At 69.6% G+C, this 21,428-nt stretch carries 18 protein-coding genes and 2 pseudogenes; 15 read left to right on the top strand and 5 right to left on the bottom strand.

What is annotated here, in order from left to right:
• The first annotated feature begins 14 nt into the window (after nucleotides 1–14).
• The 8 genes from BEK98_RS13260 to BEK98_RS13295 all read left to right on the top strand — a co-directional run bounded on the left by BEK98_RS13260 (nucleotide 15) and on the right by BEK98_RS13295 (nucleotide 11,062).
• Entirely contained in the window at nucleotides 15–776 is a 762-nt protein-coding gene (locus tag BEK98_RS13260) for an amino acid ABC transporter ATP-binding protein (RefSeq protein ID WP_094216694.1), read from the top strand.
• Between the two features lie 53 nt (nucleotides 777–829).
• A complete protein-coding gene (locus tag BEK98_RS13265) occupies nucleotides 830–1,813 on the top strand; it encodes an LLM class flavin-dependent oxidoreductase (RefSeq protein ID WP_094216695.1) in 984 nt (327 codons plus the stop codon).
• Nucleotides 1,810–3,012 (top strand): NtaA/DmoA family FMN-dependent monooxygenase, encoded by a 1,203-nt coding sequence (locus BEK98_RS13270; RefSeq protein ID WP_094216696.1) that lies wholly within the window; start codon nucleotides 1,810–1,812, stop codon nucleotides 3,010–3,012. The genes BEK98_RS13265 and BEK98_RS13270 overlap by 4 nt, the downstream gene beginning before the upstream one ends.
• A gap of 33 nt (nucleotides 3,013–3,045) precedes the next feature.
• Entirely contained in the window at nucleotides 3,046–3,828 is a 783-nt protein-coding gene (locus tag BEK98_RS13275) for a DUF1684 domain-containing protein (protein ID WP_094216697.1), read from the top strand.
• A 201-nt stretch (nucleotides 3,829–4,029) separates the two neighbouring features.
• Complete coding sequence (locus BEK98_RS13280; RefSeq protein ID WP_094216698.1) at nucleotides 4,030–4,929, top strand: S1 family peptidase; 900 nt, start codon at nucleotides 4,030–4,032, stop codon at nucleotides 4,927–4,929.
• A gap of 319 nt (nucleotides 4,930–5,248) precedes the next feature.
• Nucleotides 5,249–6,331, top strand: coding sequence for a S1 family peptidase (locus BEK98_RS13285; RefSeq protein ID WP_094216699.1), 1,083 nt, complete (start codon nucleotides 5,249–5,251; stop codon nucleotides 6,329–6,331).
• Between the two features lie 286 nt (nucleotides 6,332–6,617).
• Complete coding sequence (locus BEK98_RS13290) at nucleotides 6,618–10,058, top strand: DNA polymerase III subunit alpha (RefSeq protein ID WP_094216935.1); 3,441 nt, start codon at nucleotides 6,618–6,620, stop codon at nucleotides 10,056–10,058.
• Nucleotides 10,055–11,062, top strand: coding sequence for a DNA polymerase Y family protein (locus BEK98_RS13295; protein WP_094216700.1), 1,008 nt, complete (start codon nucleotides 10,055–10,057; stop codon nucleotides 11,060–11,062). The genes BEK98_RS13290 and BEK98_RS13295 overlap by 4 nt, the downstream gene beginning before the upstream one ends.
• Nucleotides 11,063–11,080: 18 nt before the next feature.
• Here BEK98_RS13295 and BEK98_RS13300 read toward each other — a convergent pair whose 3' ends face one another.
• On the bottom strand, nucleotides 11,081–11,455 hold the full coding sequence (locus BEK98_RS13300; RefSeq protein ID WP_094216701.1) for a cupin domain-containing protein: 375 nt from the start codon (nucleotides 11,453–11,455) through the stop codon (nucleotides 11,081–11,083).
• Nucleotides 11,456–11,539: 84 nt separating this feature from the next.
• Between BEK98_RS13300 and BEK98_RS13305 the strand changes: the two genes are divergently transcribed.
• A complete protein-coding gene (locus tag BEK98_RS13305; protein ID WP_094216702.1) occupies nucleotides 11,540–11,986 on the top strand; it encodes a MarR family winged helix-turn-helix transcriptional regulator in 447 nt (148 codons plus the stop codon).
• A gap of 170 nt (nucleotides 11,987–12,156) precedes the next feature.
• A complete protein-coding gene (locus BEK98_RS13310) occupies nucleotides 12,157–13,020 on the top strand; it encodes an esterase/lipase family protein (RefSeq protein ID WP_094216703.1) in 864 nt (287 codons plus the stop codon).
• A 55-nt stretch (nucleotides 13,021–13,075) separates the two neighbouring features.
• Here the strand turns inward: BEK98_RS13310 and BEK98_RS13315 are convergent, their stop codons facing one another.
• Nucleotides 13,076–14,038, bottom strand: coding sequence for a lytic polysaccharide monooxygenase auxiliary activity family 9 protein (locus tag BEK98_RS13315; protein ID WP_094216704.1), 963 nt, complete (start codon nucleotides 14,036–14,038; stop codon nucleotides 13,076–13,078).
• A gap of 956 nt (nucleotides 14,039–14,994) precedes the next feature.
• On the opposite strand from BEK98_RS13315, the gene BEK98_RS13320 reads away from it, so the two are divergent.
• On the top strand, nucleotides 14,995–15,261 hold the full coding sequence (locus tag BEK98_RS13320) for a DUF6959 family protein (protein WP_094216705.1): 267 nt from the start codon (nucleotides 14,995–14,997) through the stop codon (nucleotides 15,259–15,261).
• Nucleotides 15,262–15,453: 192 nt separating this feature from the next.
• Nucleotides 15,454–15,732 carry a hypothetical protein gene (locus BEK98_RS13325; protein ID WP_094216706.1) on the top strand — a complete coding sequence of 93 codons (279 nt, stop codon included), beginning with the start codon at nucleotides 15,454–15,456 and terminating at the stop codon, nucleotides 15,730–15,732.
• A 533-nt stretch (nucleotides 15,733–16,265) separates the two neighbouring features.
• Here the strand turns inward: BEK98_RS13325 and BEK98_RS13335 are convergent.
• The 3 genes and pseudogenes from BEK98_RS13335 to BEK98_RS13345 form a co-directional block, all read right to left on the bottom strand.
• A complete protein-coding gene (locus BEK98_RS13335; RefSeq protein WP_094216708.1) occupies nucleotides 16,266–16,610 on the bottom strand; it encodes a hypothetical protein in 345 nt (114 codons plus the stop codon).
• 405 nt (nucleotides 16,611–17,015) lie between these two features.
• A pseudogene (locus tag BEK98_RS49955) lies at nucleotides 17,016–17,120 on the bottom strand (Ku protein); the annotation flags it as partial.
• Nucleotides 17,121–17,603: 483 nt separating this feature from the next.
• On the bottom strand, nucleotides 17,604–17,879 hold the full coding sequence (locus BEK98_RS13345) for a DUF4265 domain-containing protein (protein ID WP_244201853.1): 276 nt from the start codon (nucleotides 17,877–17,879) through the stop codon (nucleotides 17,604–17,606).
• Nucleotides 17,880–18,357: 478 nt separating this feature from the next.
• Here BEK98_RS13345 and BEK98_RS13350 point away from each other — a divergent pair, with 478 nt between their 5' ends.
• The 3 genes and pseudogenes from BEK98_RS13350 to BEK98_RS13360 all read left to right on the top strand — a co-directional run bounded on the left by BEK98_RS13350 (nucleotide 18,358) and on the right by BEK98_RS13360 (nucleotide 21,033).
• A complete protein-coding gene (locus BEK98_RS13350) occupies nucleotides 18,358–20,364 on the top strand; it encodes a YncE family protein (protein ID WP_341868967.1) in 2,007 nt (668 codons plus the stop codon).
• 86 nt (nucleotides 20,365–20,450) lie between these two features.
• Nucleotides 20,451–20,633: pseudogene (locus BEK98_RS51580) on the top strand (tyrosine-type recombinase/integrase); the annotation flags it as partial.
• A gap of 58 nt (nucleotides 20,634–20,691) precedes the next feature.
• Nucleotides 20,692–21,033 carry a hypothetical protein gene (locus tag BEK98_RS13360; RefSeq protein WP_341868968.1) on the top strand — a complete coding sequence of 114 codons (342 nt, stop codon included), beginning with the start codon at nucleotides 20,692–20,694 and terminating at the stop codon, nucleotides 21,031–21,033.
• Nucleotides 21,034–21,428: the final 395 nt, after the last annotated feature.

The raw sequence follows: 21,428 nt of genomic DNA on the forward strand, positions 1-21,428 counted from the left end.
CAAGGAATTCCACGATGAGCGTCATGGTCGACATCAGGTCCGTCCACAAGAGCTTCGGCTCGCTCGAGGTCCTCAAGGGCATCGATCTGGAGGTGCGCACCGGTGAGGTCACCGTCGTCCTCGGCCCCTCCGGCTCCGGCAAGTCGACACTGCTGCGCGCCATCAACCACCTGGAGAAGGTGGACCACGGTGCGATCAGTGTGGACGGCGCGCTGATCGGCTACCGGCGCTCCGGCGACAGGCTGTACGAGCTGCCCGAGCGCGAGGTGCTCAGGCAACGCACACGGATCGGCTTCGTCTTCCAGAACTTCAATCTGTTCCCGCACCTGACCGTGCTGGAGAACGTCATCGAGGCACCGGTCTCGGCGTTGAAGCGGCCCCGGAAGGAGGCGGTGGAGAGCGCGCGCCGGCTGCTGGAGCGGGTCGGGCTCGCCGACAAGGCCGACGCCTACCCGCGGCAGCTGTCCGGCGGTCAGCAGCAGCGGGTCGCCATCGCGCGGGCGCTCGCGCTGGAGCCGAAGCTGCTGCTGTTCGACGAGCCGACCTCGGCGCTGGATCCCGAGCTGGTCGGCGAAGTCCTGGACGTCATCCGGGACCTGGCGAGCCAGGGCACGACGATGATCGTCGTCACGCACGAGATCGCCTTCGCCCGCGAGGTCGCCGACACGGTGGTGTTCATGGCCGACGGAAGGATCGTCGAGGCCGGGCCGCCGGGCGAGGTACTGGGCGCTCCGCGGGAGGAGCGGACGCGGGCGTTCCTGGCGAAGGTGCTGTGAGCGATGACCTCTGCCTGTGATGCGTCGGTGCCCTGCGAACAGGGGGTGCTGACGTGAGCGCGCGGTACGGGCGTGGGCTGTTGCACCTCGCCGCCGCCATCGACCGGCCGGGCTCCTTCGACGCCGTCTCCTACGTCGAGCTGGCGCAGCTCGCCGAGAGCGGCGGGCTCGACTTCGTGACGCTGGACGACTCCTTCGCGCGCCCCGGGCCCGACGCGCTCGCCGTGCTGTCGCGCGTGGCGCCCGCCACCCGGCGGATCGGGCTGGTCCCGACCGTCACCACCACACACACCGAGCCCCTGCGCGTCCAGGCCGCCGTCGCCACCCTCGACTGGGCCAGCCGCGGCCGGGCCGGCTGGCGGATCGACGTGTCCACCACCGAGGGCGAGGCCCGACTCTTCGGCCGCAGGCACGCCGCCCCCGCCGCCGCGCTGTGGCAGGAGGCGGACGAAGCCGCCGAGGTGGCGGCGCGGTTGTGGGACAGCTGGGAGGACGGCACCAAGCTGCCCCGGCCCCCGCAGGGCCACCCCGTCCGCGTGGTCGACGCCACCGACGGGCAGGCCCGGCCCACGGCGGCCCGGTATGCCGACGTGGCCCTGGTCCGGGTCGCCGATCCCGCGCAGGCCGCCGCCGTACGCGGGCAACTGCGGGACCGGGCGGCGGAGTCCGGCAGGGACCCGCGTGCCCTGCGGGTCCTGGTGAGCCTGCTCGTCGACCTAGGCGACGGCGAGCACGCGGCCGAGCCCGGGCACGGCGGCGGCGGTCCCCGGCCCACCGCGCAGGGCCCGCTGTACCGGGGCGGCCCGGTCGACCTCGCGGAGCTGATCGCCGCCTGGCACGCGGCGGACGTCACCGACGGCTTCCACCTCGTCCCCGTCGAGCCGCGCCGTGACCTGGAGCGGCTGGTCAACGGCACGGTGGCGCTGCTCCAGCACCGCGGCCTGTTCCGCACCTTCTACCCGGGCAGCACCCTGCGCGAGCACCTGGGCCTGGCCCGCCCCGCCCACCAGTACGCCGTGACCGGGGGAACGTCATGACCGTACGACGGCAGGTGCGCCTGGCGGTCTGCCTCCCAGGGGACGGCGACACCGCCGCCCGGCCGGATCAGCCGTCCGGCTCGCCGATCGCCCTCGCCTCCTTCGAGCAGCCGGCGCGTACCGCCGAGCGCGGGCTGTTCGACTTCGTGCTCCTGTCCGAGGGGCCGCGGCGGATCGACGATCTCGACGCGACGGGCCGGCCGGAGCCGCTCACCGTGCTGAACGCGCTCGCCGGGGTCACCGAGCGGCTGGGGCTCGCCGCCACCGTGCCCACGGCCCTCACCGAGCCGTACGAACTCGCCCGCAGACTCGCGACCCTGGACCATCTCAGCGGGGGCCGGGCCGCCTGGCACGTGGCGACCTCCGCGGACACCTTCACCGGCGCCGACCTCCGTCACGACGGCTCCGCCGACCGGTACGGGCGCGCCGCCGAGTTCGTCGCCGTCGCACGGCGGCTGTGGACCTCCTGGTCGGCCGACGGGGTGTCCCGGCCGTTCGCACACCAGGGCCGGCACTTCGACATCGCGGGCGAGTTCGGTCTGCCCCGCTCGCCGCAGGGCCATCCCGTGGTGATCCGGGCCGGGGACTCGGACCAGGACCGGGAGTCCGCCGCGGCCACGGCCGACGTACTCCTCACCCGGCACCGCCCGCCGGCGGCGGGCCGGTCCGTCCGCGCCGACGTCACCCGCAGGCTCGCCGCGTACGGCCGGGCACCGGAGGATCTGAAGGTCCTGGCCGGTGTCACCGTCGTCCTCGGGGACACCGCCGCCGAGGCCCAGGAGCGGGCCGTGGAGATCCGACGGCAGCGGATCACCCCGCAGCGCGCGCCGCAACTTCTGGGGCAGGCCTGGGGCGTTGACCTCTCCGGTCACGACCCCGACGGCCCGCTCCCGGAGACCGACCCGGTGCCGGGGCCGGGGACCGCCGAGCACCGGACCCGTCGGCTCACGCTCGAGGCGAGCGGCCGCCCGGCGGTCGTCGGCACCCCCGAGACCGTCGCCGCCGAACTGGAGGCGTACGTACGCGAGGACGCCGCCGACGGCTTCGTCCTCGTCCCGCACCACACACCCGGCGGCCTCGACGAGTTCGTGGACCGGGTGGTGCCGCTGCTCCAGGAGCGCGGCGCGTTCCGCACGGAATACCAGGGCGCAACCCTGCGCTCACACCTCGGGCTGCCCGACCCGCCGTGGGAGGGATGAGCGCGTATGACGCGTATGAAAGGAACGGATCCTATGACCAGCGACGCACCCGACGCCTGGAAGCAGTGGCACGAGCAGCGCGTGGAGAGGGTCTCGGAGCCCTACGGACCGCTCGCGCTGACCGCCACCCACTGGATCGAGGACCATCCGGAGGGGCGACTTCCGGACATTCCCGGGACGTGGGGGACGGATGGTGACGGGGTGGTGCTCAGCGCTGCCGAGGGCGACGGGCTGACCCTGGACGGCCGGCCGTTCTCGGGGGAGGTCCACCTCGCCGCCGACCTCGGGCCGGAGGCCGAGTCGCGGGTCGCGCTGGGCGAGAAGCGGCTGGTCGTGCTGGTCCGCGAGGATGTGTGGGGCGTGCGGGTCTACGACCCCGCCGCCGAGGCCCGCCGCGCCTTCCGGGGCATCGAGGCCACGGCGTACGACCCGCGCTGGTCGGTGCCGGGGCGCTTCACGCCGTACGACGACACGCGCACGGTGCGGGTCGGCAACGCGGACGGAAGGGAGCGCGGGCTCGCCCTCGCCGGGGAACTCGCCTTCACTCTGGCCGGAAACGATCTCACGCTCCAGGTCGCGCGGCAGGGCGACGGCCCGCTGTGGGCGGTGTTCGCCGACGCCACCAGCGGCGACAGCAGCTTCCGCTTCCGGTTCCTCTTCCCGCAGGCACCGGATGCCGAGGGTCGTACCACGGTCGACTTCAACCGCGCCCAGCTCCCGCCGTGCGCCTTCGCCGACCACTTCATCTGCCCCTTCCCGCCGCCGGGCAACCGGCTGGACGTGGCGATCGAGGCGGGGGAGCGCGTCCTGAGCTGACGTCAGGGGGCCGCTGCGCCCGGGTGGTTCAAAGGTTGACGGCCGAAAGGCACTCTTGTGCCTACCGGCCGTTCGGCCGAATACTCCCCCTCAGCGCTTGTCAGGGGCATGCGTGTTCGGAACCCAGGACCGGCCCCTGGCTGCGCCTCACGGGCCCCGACCCCACGCGGGCCCCCGACTTCCCCTGGGAGGGAACGAAACGTGAGGATCAAGCGCACCACTCCCCGCAGCGGTATCGCAAGACGGACCCGGCTGATCGCCGTGGCCACCGGCTTCCTGGCCGCGGCCGCGTTCGCCGCCCCCACCGCGAACGCCAGCGACGCCCACACGTTCAGCGCCACCCAGCTCACCAAGGCGAGCGACTCCGTCCTCAAGGCCGACATCGGCGGTACGGCCTGGGCGGTGGACAGCAAGACCAACCGTGTCGTCGTCACCGTCGACAGCACGGTCTCCAAGGCCGAGATCGCCAAGATCAAGCAGCAGGCCGGCGGCAACGCGGGCGCGCTGGCCATCAAGCACACCTCCGGCAAGTTCAAGAAGCTGATCAGCGGCGGCGACGCCATCTACGGCGGCTCCTACCGCTGCTCGCTCGGCTTCAACGTGCGCAGCGGCAGCACGTACTACTTCCTGACCGCCGGTCACTGCGGCGAGGTCGCCTCGACCTGGTACAGCAACTCCGGTCACACGACCGTGCTGGGCACGAACGTCGGCTACAGCTTCCCGGGCAACGACTTCGCGCTGGTGCGCTACACCAACTCCTCCATCGCGCACCCGAGCGCGGTGGGCAACCAGACCATCAGCAGCGCGGCCACCCCGTCCGTGGGCACGACCGTCTACCGGCGTGGTTCCACCACCGGTACCCACAGCGGGCGGGTCACCGCGCTGAACGCGACCGTCAACTACGGCAGCGGTGACATCGTCTACGGCCTGATCCAGACCACGGTCTGCGCCGAGGGCGGCGACAGCGGCGGTCCGCTCTACGGGGGCAGCGTGGCCTACGGTCTGACCTCCGGCGGCAGCGGCAACTGCACCTCCGGCGGCACGACGTTCTTCCAGCCGGTCACCGAGGCGCTGAGCTACTACGGTGTGACCCTTCCCTGACGGGTCCGGTCTTGGTGGGCCCCCGCGCGCGGTTCGCGTGCGGGGGCCTTCTGTTGTCCCGGAGGGGTGCATTCCGGCCATGGGCAACGGTCACTGTCCGCCTATGGGTTACTCGCGCGTAGTGTTTGCAGTGCGAATTTCCTGGGGGGACTGTCCCCGGTCAAGCGGGCCGGGGGCGTACGGGGTTGCCGTGTGCGCGTCCTGAAGTCGACCTTGTGTGCTCCCTGTGCGGTTCGGAAGAGTGGGCGCCCGTCAACCAGCCTTCCGGTCCGCGGAGTCCCCACAACTTCCGGGCCGACCCCCCACAGGAGGACGTGAGTTGAAGCACCGACGCATACCCAGGCGGCGGGCCGTCGTGATCGGCGCGGGCATCTCCGCACTGGTCGCCGCGGGTGTCACCTTCCAGACTGCGAACGCCAGCGAGCCTGCCAAGCCTGCTCCGGAACCGCGGGTTCTGTCCGTTCCGGCGGCCGGAAAGCTCGCCTCGGCGCTCGTGAAGGACCTCGGGTCCGACGCGGCCGGCAGCTACTACGACGCCCGGAGCAAGAGCCTCGTCGTCAACGTGCTCGATGCCACCGCCGCCAAGGCCGTGGAGGCGGCCGGCGGCAAGGCCAGACTCGTCGCCCACTCGCTGGCCGAACTCGATGGTGCGCGGGCGACCCTGAAGAAGGACGCGACCATCCCCGGTACCTCGTGGGCCACCGACCCGGTCACCAACAAGGTCGTCGTCACGGCGGACAGGACGGTGTCCGGGGGTGCGTGGGCGAAGCTCGGCAAGGTCGTCGACGGGCTTGGGGCCAAGGCTGAACTGAAGCGGTCGAAGGGGGAGTTCAAGCCCTTCATCGCCGGCGGTGACGCCATCACGGGATCGGGTGGGCGTTGCTCGCTCGGCTTCAACGTGGTCAAGGACGGGCAGCCGTACTTCCTGACCGCGGGGCACTGCACCGAGGCCATCTCCAGCTGGTCGGACTCCTCCGGCAACGTCATCGGCAAGAACGCGCAGTCCAGCTTCCCGGGCAATGACTTCGGGCTGGTCAAGTACACCTCGACCGTGGATCACCCGAGCGAGGTCGACCTCTACGACGGGTCCGCCCAGCAGATCACCGGCGCGGCCGAGGCCACCGTCGGCATGAAGGTCACCCGGAGTGGCTCGACCACCCAGGTGCACGACGGGACGGTCACCGGGCTCAACGCCACCGTCAACTACTCCGAGGGCACGGTCAGCGGTCTGATCCAGACCGATGTGTGCGCCGAGCCCGGGGACAGTGGTGGCTCGCTCTTCTCGGGCAGCAGCGCGATCGGGCTGACCTCGGGTGGCAGTGGTGACTGCACCTCCGGTGGGGAGACGTTCTTCCAGCCTGTCACCGAGGCGCTGTCGGCTACGGGGGCGCAGATCGGCTGACGCCCGGCTTTCGGTTTCGTCGGAGTCCCGCCCCGGGTGTGAGGGGCGGGGCTTCGCGGTTTCCTGCGGCTTGTCGGGTGGGATGCCTGCGGCGGCCCGTTGCGGTGCGTCGTGGCTTGCGTCGCGCCCCCCTTCCCGCCGTGCGCGAGTGCGGGTCGCCGGTGGCATCCGCGCAGGTGAGAGGCGCTCTCACGGATGTCGCACACTTGTTCGGGAATGGGGGTATGGTGGGGGTGGGAACTGATGTTCGAGTGCTGTTCGGGGCTCATGAGTGCGGGAGGTGCGTGTGCCGGGCTTCGCGCATCTGCACACCGTCTCCGGGTTCTCCTTGCGGTACGGGGCCTCGCATCCGGAGCGGCTGGCCGAGCGTGCCTCCGAGCGGGGTATGGATGCCCTCGCCCTGACTGACCGCGACACCCTCGCCGGTGCGGTTCGCTTTGCCAAGGCGTGTGCCAAGGCGGGTGTCCGTCCGCTGTTCGGTGTGAACCTGGCGGTGGGTGAGCCGGTGGTCGCGCGACGTGAGCGGCGGCGGGCTCCGGTGCGTGGTGGTGCCTTCATCGATGAGTCGGCGGCCCGGGTGACCTTCCTTGCCCGGGACGGCGCCCGTGGCTGGGCCGATCTGTGCGGGATCGTCACGGCGGCGCACGGGGGTGAGGATGCGCCTTTGCTGCCCTGGGCCGGTAATCATGGGGACGGTCTGACCGTGTTGCTCGGTCCCGGGTCCGATGTGGGGCGTGCCCTTGCTGCGGGGCGGCCCGATCGGGCCGCGAAGCTGCTCGTTCCCTGGCGTGAGGTCTACGGTGACGCGCTGCGGCTGGAGGCCGTCTGGCACGGTCGTGACGGTACGGGGCCCGGGTCTCTGCGGCTGGCTGCCCGTACGGTCGGCTTTGCCGCCGAGCAGCGGGTTCGGCCTGTGCTCAGCAACGCGGTCCGGTACGCCGATCCCGGTCAGGGGCAGGTCGCCGATGTGCTGGATGCCGCCCGCCGTCTGGTTCCGATCGATCCCCGCAAGGAGCTGGACTCCGGTGAGGCCTGGCTGAAGGACGCGCAGGCCATGCTGCGGGTCGCCGAGCGGGTGGTGGAGGCCGCCGGCTATCGGCGCGACACCGCCCATCGGCTGCTGGAGCAGACCCGGGCCACGGCCGCCGAGTGTCTGGTCGATCCCGAGGACGACCTCGGTATGGGGAGCGTTCATTTCCCCGAGGCGCATCTCGTCGGTGCCGGGCGTCGTACCGCCCAGCGGGCGCTCGCCTCGCGGGCGGCCGCCGGCATGGTGCTGCGCGGCTACGCCGACCGCCGGGGCTACTGGGCGCGGATGCATGATGAGCTGGACATCATCGCCCACCACGGCTTCGCTTCTTATTTCTTGACGGTCGCTCAAGTGGTGGATGACGTCAGGGGGATGGGTATCCGGGTGGCCGCCCGTGGGTCCGGTGCCGGCTCCCTCGTCAACCACCTGCTCGGGATCGCGCACGCCGACCCGGTCGAGCACGGGCTGCTGATGGAGCGCTTCCTGTCCAAGCGGCGCCTCGTCCTGCCCGACATCGACATCGACGTGGAGTCCGCGCGCAGGCTGGAGGTCTACCGCGCGATCATCGGCCGGTTCGGCACCGAGCGGGTCGCGACCGTCGCCATGCCCGAGACCTATCGGGTCCGGCACGCGATCCGCGATGTCGGGGCCGCCCTGTCCATGGACCCCGCCGACATCGACCGCATCGCCAAGTCCTTCCCGCACATCCGGGCACGGGACGCCCGCGCGGCGCTGGAGGAGCTGCCCGAGCTGAAGCAGCTGGCGAGGGAGCTTCAGCGGGAAGGTGCGCGGTACGGCAAGCTGTGGGAGCTGGTCGAGGCCCTCGACGCCCTGCCGCGCGGGGTCGCCATGCATCCGTGCGGGGTGCTCCTGTCCGATGCCTCCCTGCTCGCCCGTACGCCGGTCATGCCGACCAGCGGCGAGGGCTTCCCCATGTCGCAGTTCGACAAGGAGGACGTGGAGGACCTCGGGCTGCTCAAGCTGGACGTACTGGGCGTGCGGATGCAGTCGGCGATGGCGCACGCGGTCGCCGAGGTGGAGCGGGCTACGGGGGAGCGGATCGACCTCGATGCCGTGGAGGAGGGTGACCCGGCGACGTATCGGCTCATCCGGTCCGCCGAGACTCTGGGCTGCTTCCAGATCGAGTCGCCCGGGCAGCGGGATCTGGTGGGGCGGCTCCAGCCGGCCACCTTTCATGACCTGGTCGTCGACATCTCGCTGTTCCGGCCGGGGCCGGTCGCCGCCGACATGGTGCGGCCGTTCATCGAGGCGCGGCACGGGCGGGCGCCGATCCGCTATCCGCATCCGGATCTGGAGGGGCCGCTGAAGGAGACGTACGGGGTCGTCGTCTTCCACGAGCAGATCATCCACATCGTCGACATCATGACCGGCTGCGGCCGGGCCGAGGCGGACGCGGTGCGGCGCGGGCTGTCCGATCCGGAGTCGCAGGGGCGGATCCGGGTCTGGTTCGCGCAGCATGCGGCGGCCAACGGCTATGACGCGGAAACGATTCAGCGGACCTGGGAGATCGTCGAGGCGTTCGGGTCGTACGGCTTCTGCAAGGCGCATGCGGTCGCTTTCGCCGTACCGACGTACCAGTCGGCGTGGCTGAAGGCCCATCACCCGGCCGCCTTCTACGCCGGGCTGCTCACGCATGATCCCGGGATGTATCCGAAGCGGCTGCTGCTGGCTGATGCGCGGCGGCGCGGGGTGCCGATCCTGCCGTTGGACGTGAACGTGTCGGGGGTGGCACACAGGATCGAACTGGTGTCTGAATCCGGGGTGTGGGGGCTGCGACTCGCCCTCTCCGATGTGTACGGCATCAGTGAGGCCGAGGCGAAGCGGATCGCGGACGGGCAGCCGTATGCCTCGCTGCTCGACTTCTGGGAGCGGGCGCGGCCGAGCCGTCCCCTCGCCCAACGGCTCGCACAGGTGGGTGCGCTGGACGCCTTCGGCGCCAACCGCCGGGATCTGCAGCTGCATCTGACCGAGCTGCACCGGGGTGCCCGGGGCGCGGGCGGCGGTCAGCTTCCGCTCGCCGGTGGCCGGAAGACCGCCTCGGCCGGGCTGCCCGACCTGACCTCGGCGGAGCGGCTCAGTGCCGAGCTGGGCGTGCTGTCCATGGACGCCTCGCGCAATCTGATGGACGACCACCGGGAGTTCCTCAAGGAGCTGGGCGTGGTGTCGGCGCGCCGGCTGCGTGAGGCCCGGCACGGGGAGACGGTGCTGGTCGCGGGCGCCAAGGCGGCCACCCAGACCCCGCCGATCCGGTCCGGCAAGCGGGTCATCTTCAGCACGCTGGACGACGGCACGGGCCTGGTCGACCTCGCCTTCTTCGACGACTCGCACGACGCCTGCGCGCACACCGTCTTCCACTCCTGGCTGCTGCTGGTGCGCGGGGTGGTGCAGCGGCGCGGTCCGCGCAGCCTCAGTGTGGTGGGCTCCGCCGCCTGGAACCTCGCCGAACTGGTCGAACTGCGCGCCGAGGGCGGTCTCGACGAGGTGGCCGCCCGGCTGGCGGAGCCCGTCCGGGAGGGGGCGGACGGGGAGGATCCGACGGGTGGCCGCCGGATCCATCTGCCGACCGGCTACGAGATGCATCCGTGGGCCGATCTGCGGCCCGCGGGTCAGGAGGCCTCACAAGGGCCCTCAATGGTACGGAAGTTGTGGCACCAGAGTCCGGGGAGTGCGGGATGACCATTCTGTGCGTACGTTTCCAGCTGCCGCCGATGTACGAGGCGGCCCTGCCCGGGCTGCTCGGGCTGCTGGAGGAGTTCACCCCGGTCGTGGAGGCGTTGCCCCCGGACGGGGCGCTGGCCGATCTCCGGGGTGCCGAACGGTACTTCGGGCGCAGTGCTGTGGAACTGGCCTCGGTGATCCGGGTCCGGGCCCTCGCGCTGTACGGCGTCGACTGTGTGATCGGCGCCGGGCCGGGGCCGATGCTGGCCCGCGTGGCGCTGCGCGACGCCCGTCCCGGGGTGACCTGTGCCGTGCCCGAAGAGCAGGACGCCATCGCGGAGTTCCTCGCCGAGCGGCCCGTGTCCGCGCTGCCCGGCGTCGGCACGGCGACCGCCCGCACCCTGTGCGAGTACGGCCTGGACACCCTGGGCCTGGTCGCCGCCGCGCCCCTGTCCACACTCCAGCGGCTGATCGGCGCGAAAGCGGGGCGCGAGCTGCGTGAGAAGGCGAGCGGTGTCGACCGCGGCCGGGTCGTCCCGAACGCGGTCTCCCGGTCCATCGCCGTCGAACGACCCTTCGACCTCGACGAGTTGGACCCCGACCGGCACCGCGGGGCGCTCCTGTCCGCCGCCGAGGAACTCGGGGCCCGGCTGCGCGCGGTGGAGAAGGTCTGCCGCACCCTGACCCTCACCGTGCGCTACGCCGACCTTCCCCGCTCTCGAACAGGCGGCGGGGGGACCCCCGTCTCGACCACCCGCAGCCGCACCCTCAAGGAACCGACCGCGCACTCGGCGTCCCTCACGAAGACGGCCTACGGCATGTACGAGGCGCTCGGCCTCCAGCGCGCCCGGGTCCGCGCGCTCACCCTGCGCGCCGAGGGCCTGGCCCCCGCCGACCGGGCCTCCTACCAGCTCACCTTCGACCCCGTGGACGAGAAGGTCCGCCGCATCGAGGAGGTCGCGGACCGCGCCCGGGCGAAGTTCGGGCCACGAGCGGTGATGCCGGGGACGCTGGCGGCGTGACCCTCCTGTCCGGCGGCGTCAGTTGGCCCACGGCGGGGTGATGACCGTGCCGTCGGCCAGTTCCGCCGTGAGGCCGACGGAGGTGGTGACCCAGGAGGCCGCGGTGTGGTCGGTCGGGTTCTCGACGGTCAGGGTCGCGCCGGGGTTGATGATCACCGTGTCGCCGGCGGAGATCCGTTCGGTGCGGCCGTCGAGGGTGATCAGCAGTTCGCCGATGAGCAGGAGGAAGATCTCCTCGCGGTTGACGGTGTGGGCGGGTGCCTTGGTCCCTGCGGGGATCTCGCCCCGCCAGGCGCACAGTTCCTTGCTCCCGGTCAGGGGGGTCGCGTACGAGACGAAGCGGGCGCCGTGGATCTCGTGGGTCACGGCCTCGGACGAGCGGACTACGGGCATGCTGGTCTCCGTTCAAGAGGTCAAGCTGCTTGACTATATGGTCAAGCTGCTTGACCAGTTCGTCAAGGGTGTTTCAATGCCTCCGTGCAGAACTCCGAAGCCATGGCCCTGTCCGCCGCCCTGCTCGCCGTAGCGGGCGACCTCACGCAGCGCATCCATGACGGGGTCGTGGCCCGCGGCTTCGCGGACATCCGGCCGGCCCACGGCTTCGCCTTCGCGCGGCTCGCGCCGGGCGGTGCCACCGTCACCGAACTCGCCGCACACCTCGGGGTGACCAAGCAGGCCGCCAGTCAGCTGGTGGACGAGATCGTACGCAGGGGATACGCCGAACGGCGTCCGCATCCCGAGGACGCCCGGGCCCGGCTGGTCGTGCTCACCGAGCAGGGGTGGGCCTGCACCCGGGCCGCGGAAGCCTCTGCGGCCGAGGTCGTGGGCGCGTGGGTCGAACTGCTGGGCGAGGGTGAAGTGCGGGCGTTGCGGGAGCGTTTGACGCGGATCGCGCCCTACGGTCCGATCAGGCCTGCCTGGTGACGGTTCATCGGCTGCCGAACGAGCCGCTGGTTATCACTGGAAGTTTTTACTGACGCGTAACTTCACAGCTGCGCTACTCGCCCGTAACTTGACGAGTGAACAGCATCCTCGTGATCCGGATCACAGGGTTAGGCCGTCGCACCTCCCTTGAGCCGCAAGGAGATCACACGATGCTGCCCTGGAAGCGAGTCTTCAGACCCCTCGCCGCGCTGCTCCTGACCGCCGCCGTGGCCGCCGTTCCCGCCGCCACGGCCCACGCCGCCGACGCGGCTCCGAGCAGCGGCTGGAACGACTACTCCTGCAAGCCCTCCACCGCCCATCCCCGCCCGGTGATCCTGGTGCACGGAACCCTGGGCAACTCCGTCGACAACTGGCTGTCCCTCGCTCCGTATCTGAAGACCCGCGGATACTGCGTCTACTCCCTGGACTACGGCCAACTGCCCGGCGTCCCGCTCTTCTACGGCCTCGGCCCCATCGACAAGTCGGCCGAGCAGCTGTCCACCTTCGTCGACAAGGTGCTCACCGCGACCGGCGCCGGCAAGGCCGACCTGGTCGGGCACTCCCAGGGCGGCATGATGCCCCGCTACTACCTGAAGTTCCTCGGCGGGGCCGCCAAGGTGAACGCCCTCGTCGGCCTCGCCCCCGACAACCACGGCACCGACCTGGACGGCCTCACCAACCTGCTGCCGTACTTCCCCGGCGCCGAGGACCTGATCAAGGCCAGCACCCCCGGCCTCGCCGACCAGATCGCCGGCTCCGCCTTCCTCACCAAGCTCAACGCGGGCGGCGACACCGTCCCCGGAGTGCACTACACGGTCATCGCCACCAAGTACGACGAGGTGGCCACACCCTGGCGCAACCAGTACCTGAGCGGCTCGGACGTCCACAACGTCCTGCTCCAGGACCTGTGCCCGCTCGACCTCTCCGAGCACGTGGCGATCGGCCTCTTCGACCGCATCGCCTTCCACGAGGTGGCCAACGCCCTCGACCCGTCCCACGCCACGGCCACCACCTGCGCGTCGGCCTTCAGCTGACGCGCCGCCGGGGCCTGTCCGACCTGAGCCGCCGGACAGGCCCCGGAGTCCTGGATCACCGCCCGTGCCGGCCGCCCGCGGCACGCCGTCGCACCGACATGAACAGCACTGCCGAACCCAGCGCCAGCGCCGCCGCGCCGCCGATCGCGACGTACGAGGTGCCGGTGGAGGCGCCGGTCTCGGCGAGGTTCTCCGAAGTCCCGGCGGCCTTCGGCTCGTTGGCCGGGGTCGCCGGGGCCACGGGCTCTGTGGTGGACGGCTTCGCGGACGTGCTCGCGTCGTCGTCCCCGTGCCCGTGGTGCTCGATCGTCGACTTGTCGGCACCGTCCGCGATCTGCTCGTCGGAGGGCGCGGAGGCGCTCGGGGCGGGGGCGGTGCCGCCCGTCGTACCGCCGCCGAAGTCGACGTCGGAGCAGGAGTAGAAGGCCTCCGGGCTGTCCGAGCGCTGCCAGACCGCGTACAGCAGCTGCTTGCCCGTGCGCTCGGGAAGGGCGCCCGAGAAGGTGTAGAAGCCGCCCGAGGGAACCGGGTCGGTGGCCGTCGCGACCGGGTGCCCCAGATCCAGGTCCCCCCAGGCCAGCGGCTTCGCCGGGTCGTACCCGGGCCTGGTGACGTACACCTTGAAGGTGCCCTTGTGCGGGGCGGTGACACGGTACTTGAAGGTGTACGACCCGCTGCGCACGCTCGTCGCCGGCCAGTCCGCGCGGGCCAGGTCCAGCCCCTTGAACTCCTCGTTGTTCGCGCTGCACAGCTTGCCGTCCGGGATCAGCTCCCGGTGCCGTCCGGCGGCATCACCGATACGGATGCCGTTCCAGTCGTAGAGCGCCTGCGTACCGCCCGCCACGACCGCCGCCTTGCACGCGGCCGACCTGGGACTCTCCGGACCTTCCGCGTAGCACTGCGACACCCTGCTGACCGGATCACCCATCGAACCGTGCGCGGAGGCGGGCCCGACGGAGAGCGCGAGCGCGGTACTGCCGAGGGCGGCGACGACGGCGGCCTTGCGGCGTGCGGACATGGGGAACTCCTCGGAACGGTCCTCGGGGGATGGGCTGAATCCCGTGGGGGCGATCAGAAGCTAGCCCCAAGAAACCGCGAAATCGCCTGCTGGGGGCGGGGGATGGAGATCCTTATGGTGGCGTTAAGGCGGGGCTAACTGGGGGCTCAGGAAGGAGGGGTGGGGAGCCCCACGTCACCTGCTTCCGAGAGGTGTCGAAGCTCCCCGATGCTCGGCGATCCGCCTAGTTCCCGAGCGAGGGCGGAGGCGCTTAGAAGGTGCATCCCTGGCTTCGTCTGGACGCAGCACATAAGCAGCCATCAGAAGGAGTACCAGGTCAGATGTCCAGTGCACTCAGCTCACGCCGAAGAACGACACGAGCAGCTCGGGTCGCGTCTCCATGTGCCTGCCTTGCCGTTTGGTAGCTCGCTGAGGTCAGCGTGCCACCGGAAGCAAGTATCTCGCGTACCTCTCGCAGCGAGTGATATGACGCGTCGATCGCTGACATCACCGCGTCGGTTGCTGTGAGGATCAGCCGTTCACGTGCCTCATCACATCCCGACGCCTGGAATAGCTGTCGGATTTTAGCCGCTCTGGCCTGCGGACTCGCATGATCTTCGTCAGCTGCCAACCGCATGGCTTCGTGCGCCCTTCGAAGGGAGACGAGACAGTCCACGTACAAGTTCCGGCGGTCTTGGAGCCTGTTGTCCCTGGTGGTGCGCCGCCAACGCACATGTTCGCCAACCAAGGTGGCCCCCACTCCCAGTACAGCCCCAAGTCCCGTCCCGACCAGCGTCGTCCACTCCACGGCAAGGATCGTGCCATACGGGGAACTGCGGGATCACCGCCTTGTAAGTTCGATCGGAAGGCTTGCATGGAGCCCTGGCGCTCTTGCTGGTCCAGCGTTCGCGGTCGCCCAAGACCGCCTGCCTACACGGCCGTTGATGTCAGCTGGTGGCGTCAGGTTGGATGGCGTGATGGAGCGCGTTGAGGCAGAGCTGTTCACTGACGGTGGCAACGACGCCGTGGTTCGCCTGTCCGGGCGGAGGTTCCCCGGCGTACTCATCCAGGGCGACTCCCTTCGCATCCTCCGCAGCGATCTGGCCGAGGTGGTGGAGGCGTGCGAGCGCGGCGACCTGGCCGAGGCCCGAGACTCCGCCGGCCTTCTCCTGGCGGGCCTCGACGCCCTGCTGACGCGCTACGAGGATGCGCTGCAAGAGCACGAGATTCCGCGGCCGTATTGAGCAGCGAAACCTACGACCTCTTCGTCCCGAAGCAACTTGAGCAGGCGCTCCACCTTGGGCCAGGGCGCTTCTCACCTGCGGTGACCATCCATGGGCGTTCGCAGGTGTCCGCCGCGTGCGCGGGTGTTGTCACGCAGTTAGACACTCACCGACCCATGAGGCGGTGTCATAGGGCTCGGCTAAGTTGCCCGCATGATTGACAGGGGTCCGCTTGCGCAGACACTCACCAGCCTGCTCGTCGACGTCGTGTGGTGGCTGGAGAGCTGCGGGGACGATGAAGTGGATCCCGACTCCGCGGTGAAGATGTTGGAGAGCGTGGGCTGGGTGCTCCTGCAACTGCCCCCAGATCAACGCCAACGGCTCTTGCAGGGGCTCGCGGACCTGGCCGAAGCGGAGCAGGACCCTGCACGGCGCGAGTTCCTGGAGTCGTTCCCCTTCGCGATCGGCATGGTCGAGGACCAAGAGGACTGAGGTGCGGCTAGTCGGCAGCGTCTGGCGATGCTTCACCGTACGACCCGGCGTTGGAGATCTTGTGTCTCGCTAGTCTCGGGTGGCCAGGGGGTGACGGTGACGAAGCGTGCTATTCGATCGCGCTCATCTGGGGCGCGCTGACCGATTGGGTAGAGCTCCGGCCTGCAGAAACGGATCAAGCCGGCTCCGCCCCAGACATAGTCCACGATCTTTAAAACCGTCGTGGCGCGAGTTGCCGTGGGTTCAAATCCCACACCCACCGCCACAGGTCAACTCAAGTGCTGGCTCGTCGAAGACGATCGCGTCTGGGATCGGCGGGTTGTGGCACCCAAGCCGGTGATCGACCTCACGATCCGGCAACAGGGCCAGGAACTCGGCGCGGATCGGGTCGATGGTGGACGCAGGCACGACGGGCACGAGTCTGCTCCCAGGATCACAGAACGTAAGCAACTCCATGATCAGCAGAAGACTGCCCGCCGTGCCGCCACTCCGCCGCGTTCATGACCTACCGGCGGACGCTCTTAGCCGCCTGTTCAGTAGTACATGAACGTCGGGATCAGTCCGCCGCCGCTGGCATTCGGTATCGTTACCAGCCCGCCGACGCCGACGCCCCTGCTGTTCGCGACGTTGACCACGTCGTAGACCGAGCCGTAGTTGCCCATCCAGTGCCACGAGGGGTCAGACTTCTTAGCCTTGCAGGCGGTGGCGAGCTTGATGCCTTCCTGGGCAGTGAGCACTTGGTCAGCCCGCGGCGTGTAGCAGCTGGCGTTCGGCGTCGTCGGCGCCTTCGGCGCGGGCGCGGCGGGAGCCGGAATCGCCAGGCCGATCAGCAATGCCGCGGGCGCGGCCGCGATGGCGAGGGTGCGAAGTCGGTTCATGGTTGACCTCCCTGGCTAGCCACCTGTCTCGGAACCGAGATCTGAACCGACCGTAGAGTCGCCAGGCGTAGTACCGCCATTTGGGTGCGTCCATTCGGGTGATGGCGAGGTGTCGATTGACCTGGGGTGTTGTTGGTTGGTTGAGAAGGCTGGTGGGGTGGTTCTGGCGGGGTTGGTGGGGGTGTGAGTTGGGGTCGTCTGTGGTGTGTTGAGCAGCGGGTGGGTTGATGAACGTAGCGTCTGGGTGTAGGGGCTCGGGCGCGTTACGCTCGTTGCAGGAGGCCTCTGGTGGCTCCTCCGTCACTAGCTGCCCAGTCGCACTCAGGGCTGTGTCGACCGGGGATGCCCGGAGCGCTTAAACCGAACACATGTCCGAGCTGCCGCCTGATCCGCCCCGCCTGAGGCTCGGACGCGGCCCATGTCCTCCAGGTGGTACTGGTGGAAGCGGATGCTGTGGTCCTCGGTCGCGCTGACCACGTTGATCGGAACGGTGACCAGGCCGAAGGAGATGGCGCCTGACTAGATGTGCGGGAGGAACCTGGAGCTGTGTCCGTCCTCTGCCTGTGCGCTGCTGGTCGGCAAGGCCGCAGCCGAGCGGAGTGGGGTGAGCCGAGTGCCGAATCGTCCCGAGTGGGAGGGCTGGCGGCAGAACGCACCGCCTACCCAACGCCCAGCTTCAGTCCGTTCCGCGCACCGACTGTTGGCCGCGGCCCTTGTGGCTCTGGTGATCTGCATTGCGGCGCTTGCATTCGCACTCACCCTAAGTTTCGGGCGTAGCGGCGGCGCATCGGGCGGGCAGGGATCGTCAACAGATCCCACCGCCGTCTGGGCTCTGGCAATCGCCGGGGTATCGGGTGCTGGCACCCTCATGATGGGTGTTGCCGCAATGATCAAAGAGGTGCGAGCCGCCCGTTCACCCGAGCAGTCACGCGTCCTGCCCGCCCGGCACGTACAGGACCGCAATCGTCCGACGCGGCCGCGCGGCCACTGGCGTTAGGGACGGCCGACGCGGCTAGCCACAGGCCAGGCCACCATGCCGAACCGTTCTATGCCCTCGCCGTCGACGCCAAGTTGCTGAAACGCGTTGATCACGCTTTGCCGTGCAGCTCCCGAGCCGCCGTCACGGAACACGATGAGGCGGATGGTGCAGTTCTCCGAACGCCGAACCACCTCGCCGGCCCATCGCACGCCTTCCTCGTCGGGCTCCGTGACCACCACGCCGCCGCAGGCGATGCCTCGGATGAACCAGGGGATGTTGTCGAGCTGCACGGTGCCGTCACCCTGGTCGATCGCCCACAAACTCTCCACCGAGGCCGGAGGTCAGTCGTCCTCTATCTCAAGCCGGAAGTGCACCTTGACATACGGGCCGCCGGGATTCGTCATGCTGCCAGGATGCACGCGTCAAACAGGCCACATGGAGGGGGCCTCTTTCGATGGCGACCTCTTCGTCTCGAGGCAACCCGAAGAGGGCTTAAGTAGGGCGAGTGTGCCGCTGACCTGCTGCGATGGTCCGCCGCTGTCCGCGCTTGTCCAGGGCTGTTCGCCAGCGGTGTCACGCAGTTGGACACTCACCACCGTTGGACCGAGCCATACCGAGTGCGCGCCTGCCATAGAAGGTGCTCGGCTCCTGGGCGGCATCCCGTGGGACCTGCGGAAACTTGCGCGGGTGTGCCGTGCAACCCTGAAGGGGCTCCAGGGGTCTTGTGGGCAGTCTTGTCTTCCTAGTGGGGGTTGCATCACTGTGCGTGTGCGCAGCATTTCGGCCGTGACGGCGCTCGCGGTCGCTCTCAGTTCTGGCGCCCTGATCGGGTCGGCCGCGGGCCCTGCTGTCGCCGACAGCAGCGCCGCGCTGCCCATCACGTCCAGTGGCGACATCATCGTGGACGGCGTTCACCAGCGGGTCTTCATCAGTGACCCGTCGGGAGGCAAGGTCGTTGCCACCGACTACAACGGCACCGTCATCGGGACGATCACCTCGCTGCCGCAGGCTGACGGCCTGGAGCTTTCCGCCGACTCGGCAACGGTCTACGTCGCCGTGCCAGGAACTGATGAGATCGTGGCCATCGACACGGCGACGCTCACCGAGACTGGGCGGTACGCGACGGGTGACGGCACAGATCCGCAGCACCTGGCGCTCGCGGGCGGCAAACTTTGGTTCGGCTATGGCAGCGTCGGTCACGGCAACATCGGCTCTCTCGACCTGTCCGGCGGGCAGACGCAGGTTTCGCTCGCCCAGGAGGCCGAGGGGACGTGGAACGACGCTCCCCTGCTGGACTCGGTACCCGGCGCTCCCGACACCCTGGCGGCCGGCTCGCGCCAGTACTACTTCACCCTCGGCATCTATGACGTGTCGTCCGGCACGGCCGGCCGGACCGCGTTCCTCGGCGGGCAGGACGCGGCCATCGGCAACACCGCGGAGGACCTGGCGCTCACCCCGGACGGCACAGAGCTCGTGGTGGCCACCACAGCAGGCGACTTCCAGCAGGTCTTTCGGACCTCGGACCTGTCGGAGACCATCAGGTATCCGAGCAGCTACTGGGAACAACGGTCGGTGGATGTCGCGCCGGACGGCCTCGTCGCGGTGGGCACCGACACTTACGCCTCCTTCGACCTCCCTCATGTGTCCATCTACAAGCCGGGTAGCACGGCCCCGAGGCGGACCGCCAATTTCACCGACGAACAGGGTGGAGTCGCCCAAGAGGCCCTGCTCGACCACGGCGACCTCGCTTTCGCGCCCGACAGCAGCCGACTCTTCGCGGTCACACACGGTCTCTCCAACAGGTACCGCCTGCGCGTCGTCACCGACCCCAGCAAGGCCGTCACCACCGTCACGGCGAACGCCCCGGCGACCGCCGACCGTGCCAAGTCGCTGACCGTCTCCGGCAAGGTCACGAACACGCTCGGGCTGCCCGCGGGGACCACCGTCGCGGTCACCCGAACGGACCTGGAGTCCCCGAACGGCAAGGCGCTCCCGGCCGCGACAGTGAAGGCGGACGGGACCTTCTCCTTCACCGATATCCCGCCCGCGGGCGGCAAGGTCACGTACAAGGTCTCCTATGCTGGCGGCGCCGATCGCACGGCTGCCTCCGCCTCCGACACGGTCGAGGTCTCCCGGAACTCCCCGACCCTGACCGTGAACAAGAACGGCAACCTCTACGCCTACGCCAGTAACGTGACGTTCACCGCCCACCTCGGCACGACGTACAAGAACCGGACGCTCTCGCTCTACGCGGACACCGCGGGCGACGGCAAGGGCAAGTACCTGGTCAAGACCGGCACGGTCAACAGCGGGGGCAACCTGTCGGTCACCTTGACCCTGAAGCGCGACACCACGGTGAGCGCGTCCTTCTCCGGCGACGCGCGGACCGCCCCGAAGACGGCCACGAGCTGGGTGGGCGCGAAGGTCAGGGTGTCGCTGAGCCTGAGCCGCTACTACAAGACGGCCACGGTCAACGGGCACACCAAGTACTACTTCCGGAAGACGACCAATCCGCTTCTCACGACCACGATGACGGCCTACCCCGGCCGCTCGCAGAGGTTGGAGTTCCAGATCTACTCCGCCGGCGCCTGGCGGTCGGCGGGGTCCCAGTACTTCAAGCTCGACTCCACGGGCAAGTCGGTGGTGGAACTGGGCGGCACGCACCAGACCGGCTACTCGATGCGCGTGCGGTCGTCCTACATCAACAACTCCTCGAACGACACCGTGAACTCGACCACGCACGGCTCCTGGAAGTACTTCACCTTCACCAGCTGAGGCCGCCCGCCCCCAAGGCCCGGCGCATCCGATGACGCGCCGGGCCTTGGGATACATCTTCCTCAGGGGATGCGATACAGCCGAGTGCCACGCTCAAGGACACGATGGCGCGCGCCGGCCACTCCTCGGAGCGGGCCGCGCTGATGTATCAGCACTCGGATCTTGAACGGCAGAGGAAAGTGGCGGTCGGGCTGGATCGGATGTCCGAGGGCAGCGCAACGCGACGGCTGACCAGCCGGGCGAGGGGGCACCGGGCGCGAGACGCTTAGGCAGGTCCAGACAGCAAAGAACCGCAAGATCCCGGTGGGGGTGACCATGGAACGGCATGTGCTGGAGAAGCTGTTGGCCGGTGACGACGAGGCGTCCGCAGCTGCTCTGGCCGCCCTCCGCAGCGGCGCCACCTACAGCGTGTGGGATACGACGCATCCCGCAGAGCAGCATGCTGGGGTCTTCGCACTCCGACTTCGGCGCATGCGGCTGCGCGGAGTCGAACCTCTTGGGCTGGAACGAATGGTGCAGCTCCTCCGCGAGCATCGCCGGCCGGTGCGCGGAGGGATGATCGATTCCGCCGATCAGAAATGGACCTTCCTGTTCTACTTCACCGAAGACGGCAGCGCACTGGTGGCCTGCGCCCGCCTGCAGCGGTGGGTCGAGCGATCACCGCTTTAGGAGTTCGGTTCGGGGCTGGCCCTGGCGCTATCTCCCGTCGCCGTGCCGACCGGACAGGGTGCTCTAGTACGCCACCGTCCGACGTCGTTGATGTCAGCAGTGGATGTCAGGGGGAGGGCCGCTGAGGGCTGTCGGCGCTGTTTGCGCCTGGGGCGACTGGTTGGGCTTCTGGGCACCGCTGGACGACGGCCCCGTCGGATTGATGGACGGAGGGCCGCGCATGGCCGGCGGCTACCGGGAACTCGAGGGGAAGTTCCCGGAGAGGTACCCGTTCCCCGCATGGCCTGAGGCCGGAGGCATACTTCCCTTCGCCATGTCGCCCGGCGGTGACTTCCTCTGCTGGCTTGTCGATGGGCCAGCGGATGAGTGGCCTCTAGTGCTTTGGCCGCGTAACC

This window comes from Streptomyces diastatochromogenes, from assembly GCF_002242805.1.
GTDB classification, from domain to species: Bacteria; Actinomycetota; Actinomycetes; order Streptomycetales; family Streptomycetaceae; genus Streptomyces; species Streptomyces diastatochromogenes.

Coding starts and splice junctions, on each gene's coding strand:
- BEK98_RS13260 (WP_094216694.1), top strand. CDS start 15: ATGAGCGTCATGGTCGACATCAGGTCCGTCCACAAGAGCTTCGGCTCG.
- BEK98_RS13270 (WP_094216696.1), top strand. CDS start 1,810: ATGACCGTACGACGGCAGGTGCGCCTGGCGGTCTGCCTCCCAGGGGAC.
- BEK98_RS13275 (WP_094216697.1), top strand. CDS start 3,046: ATGACCAGCGACGCACCCGACGCCTGGAAGCAGTGGCACGAGCAGCGC.
- BEK98_RS13295 (WP_094216700.1), top strand. CDS start 10,055: ATGACCATTCTGTGCGTACGTTTCCAGCTGCCGCCGATGTACGAGGCG.
- BEK98_RS13300 (WP_094216701.1), bottom strand. CDS start 11,455: ATGCCCGTAGTCCGCTCGTCCGAGGCCGTGACCCACGAGATCCACGGC.
- BEK98_RS13310 (WP_094216703.1), top strand. CDS start 12,157: ATGCTGCCCTGGAAGCGAGTCTTCAGACCCCTCGCCGCGCTGCTCCTG.
- BEK98_RS13315 (WP_094216704.1), bottom strand. CDS start 14,038: ATGTCCGCACGCCGCAAGGCCGCCGTCGTCGCCGCCCTCGGCAGTACC.
- BEK98_RS13320 (WP_094216705.1), top strand. CDS start 14,995: ATGGAGCGCGTTGAGGCAGAGCTGTTCACTGACGGTGGCAACGACGCC.
- BEK98_RS13325 (WP_094216706.1), top strand. CDS start 15,454: ATGATTGACAGGGGTCCGCTTGCGCAGACACTCACCAGCCTGCTCGTC.
- BEK98_RS13335 (WP_094216708.1), bottom strand. CDS start 16,610: ATGAACCGACTTCGCACCCTCGCCATCGCGGCCGCGCCCGCGGCATTG.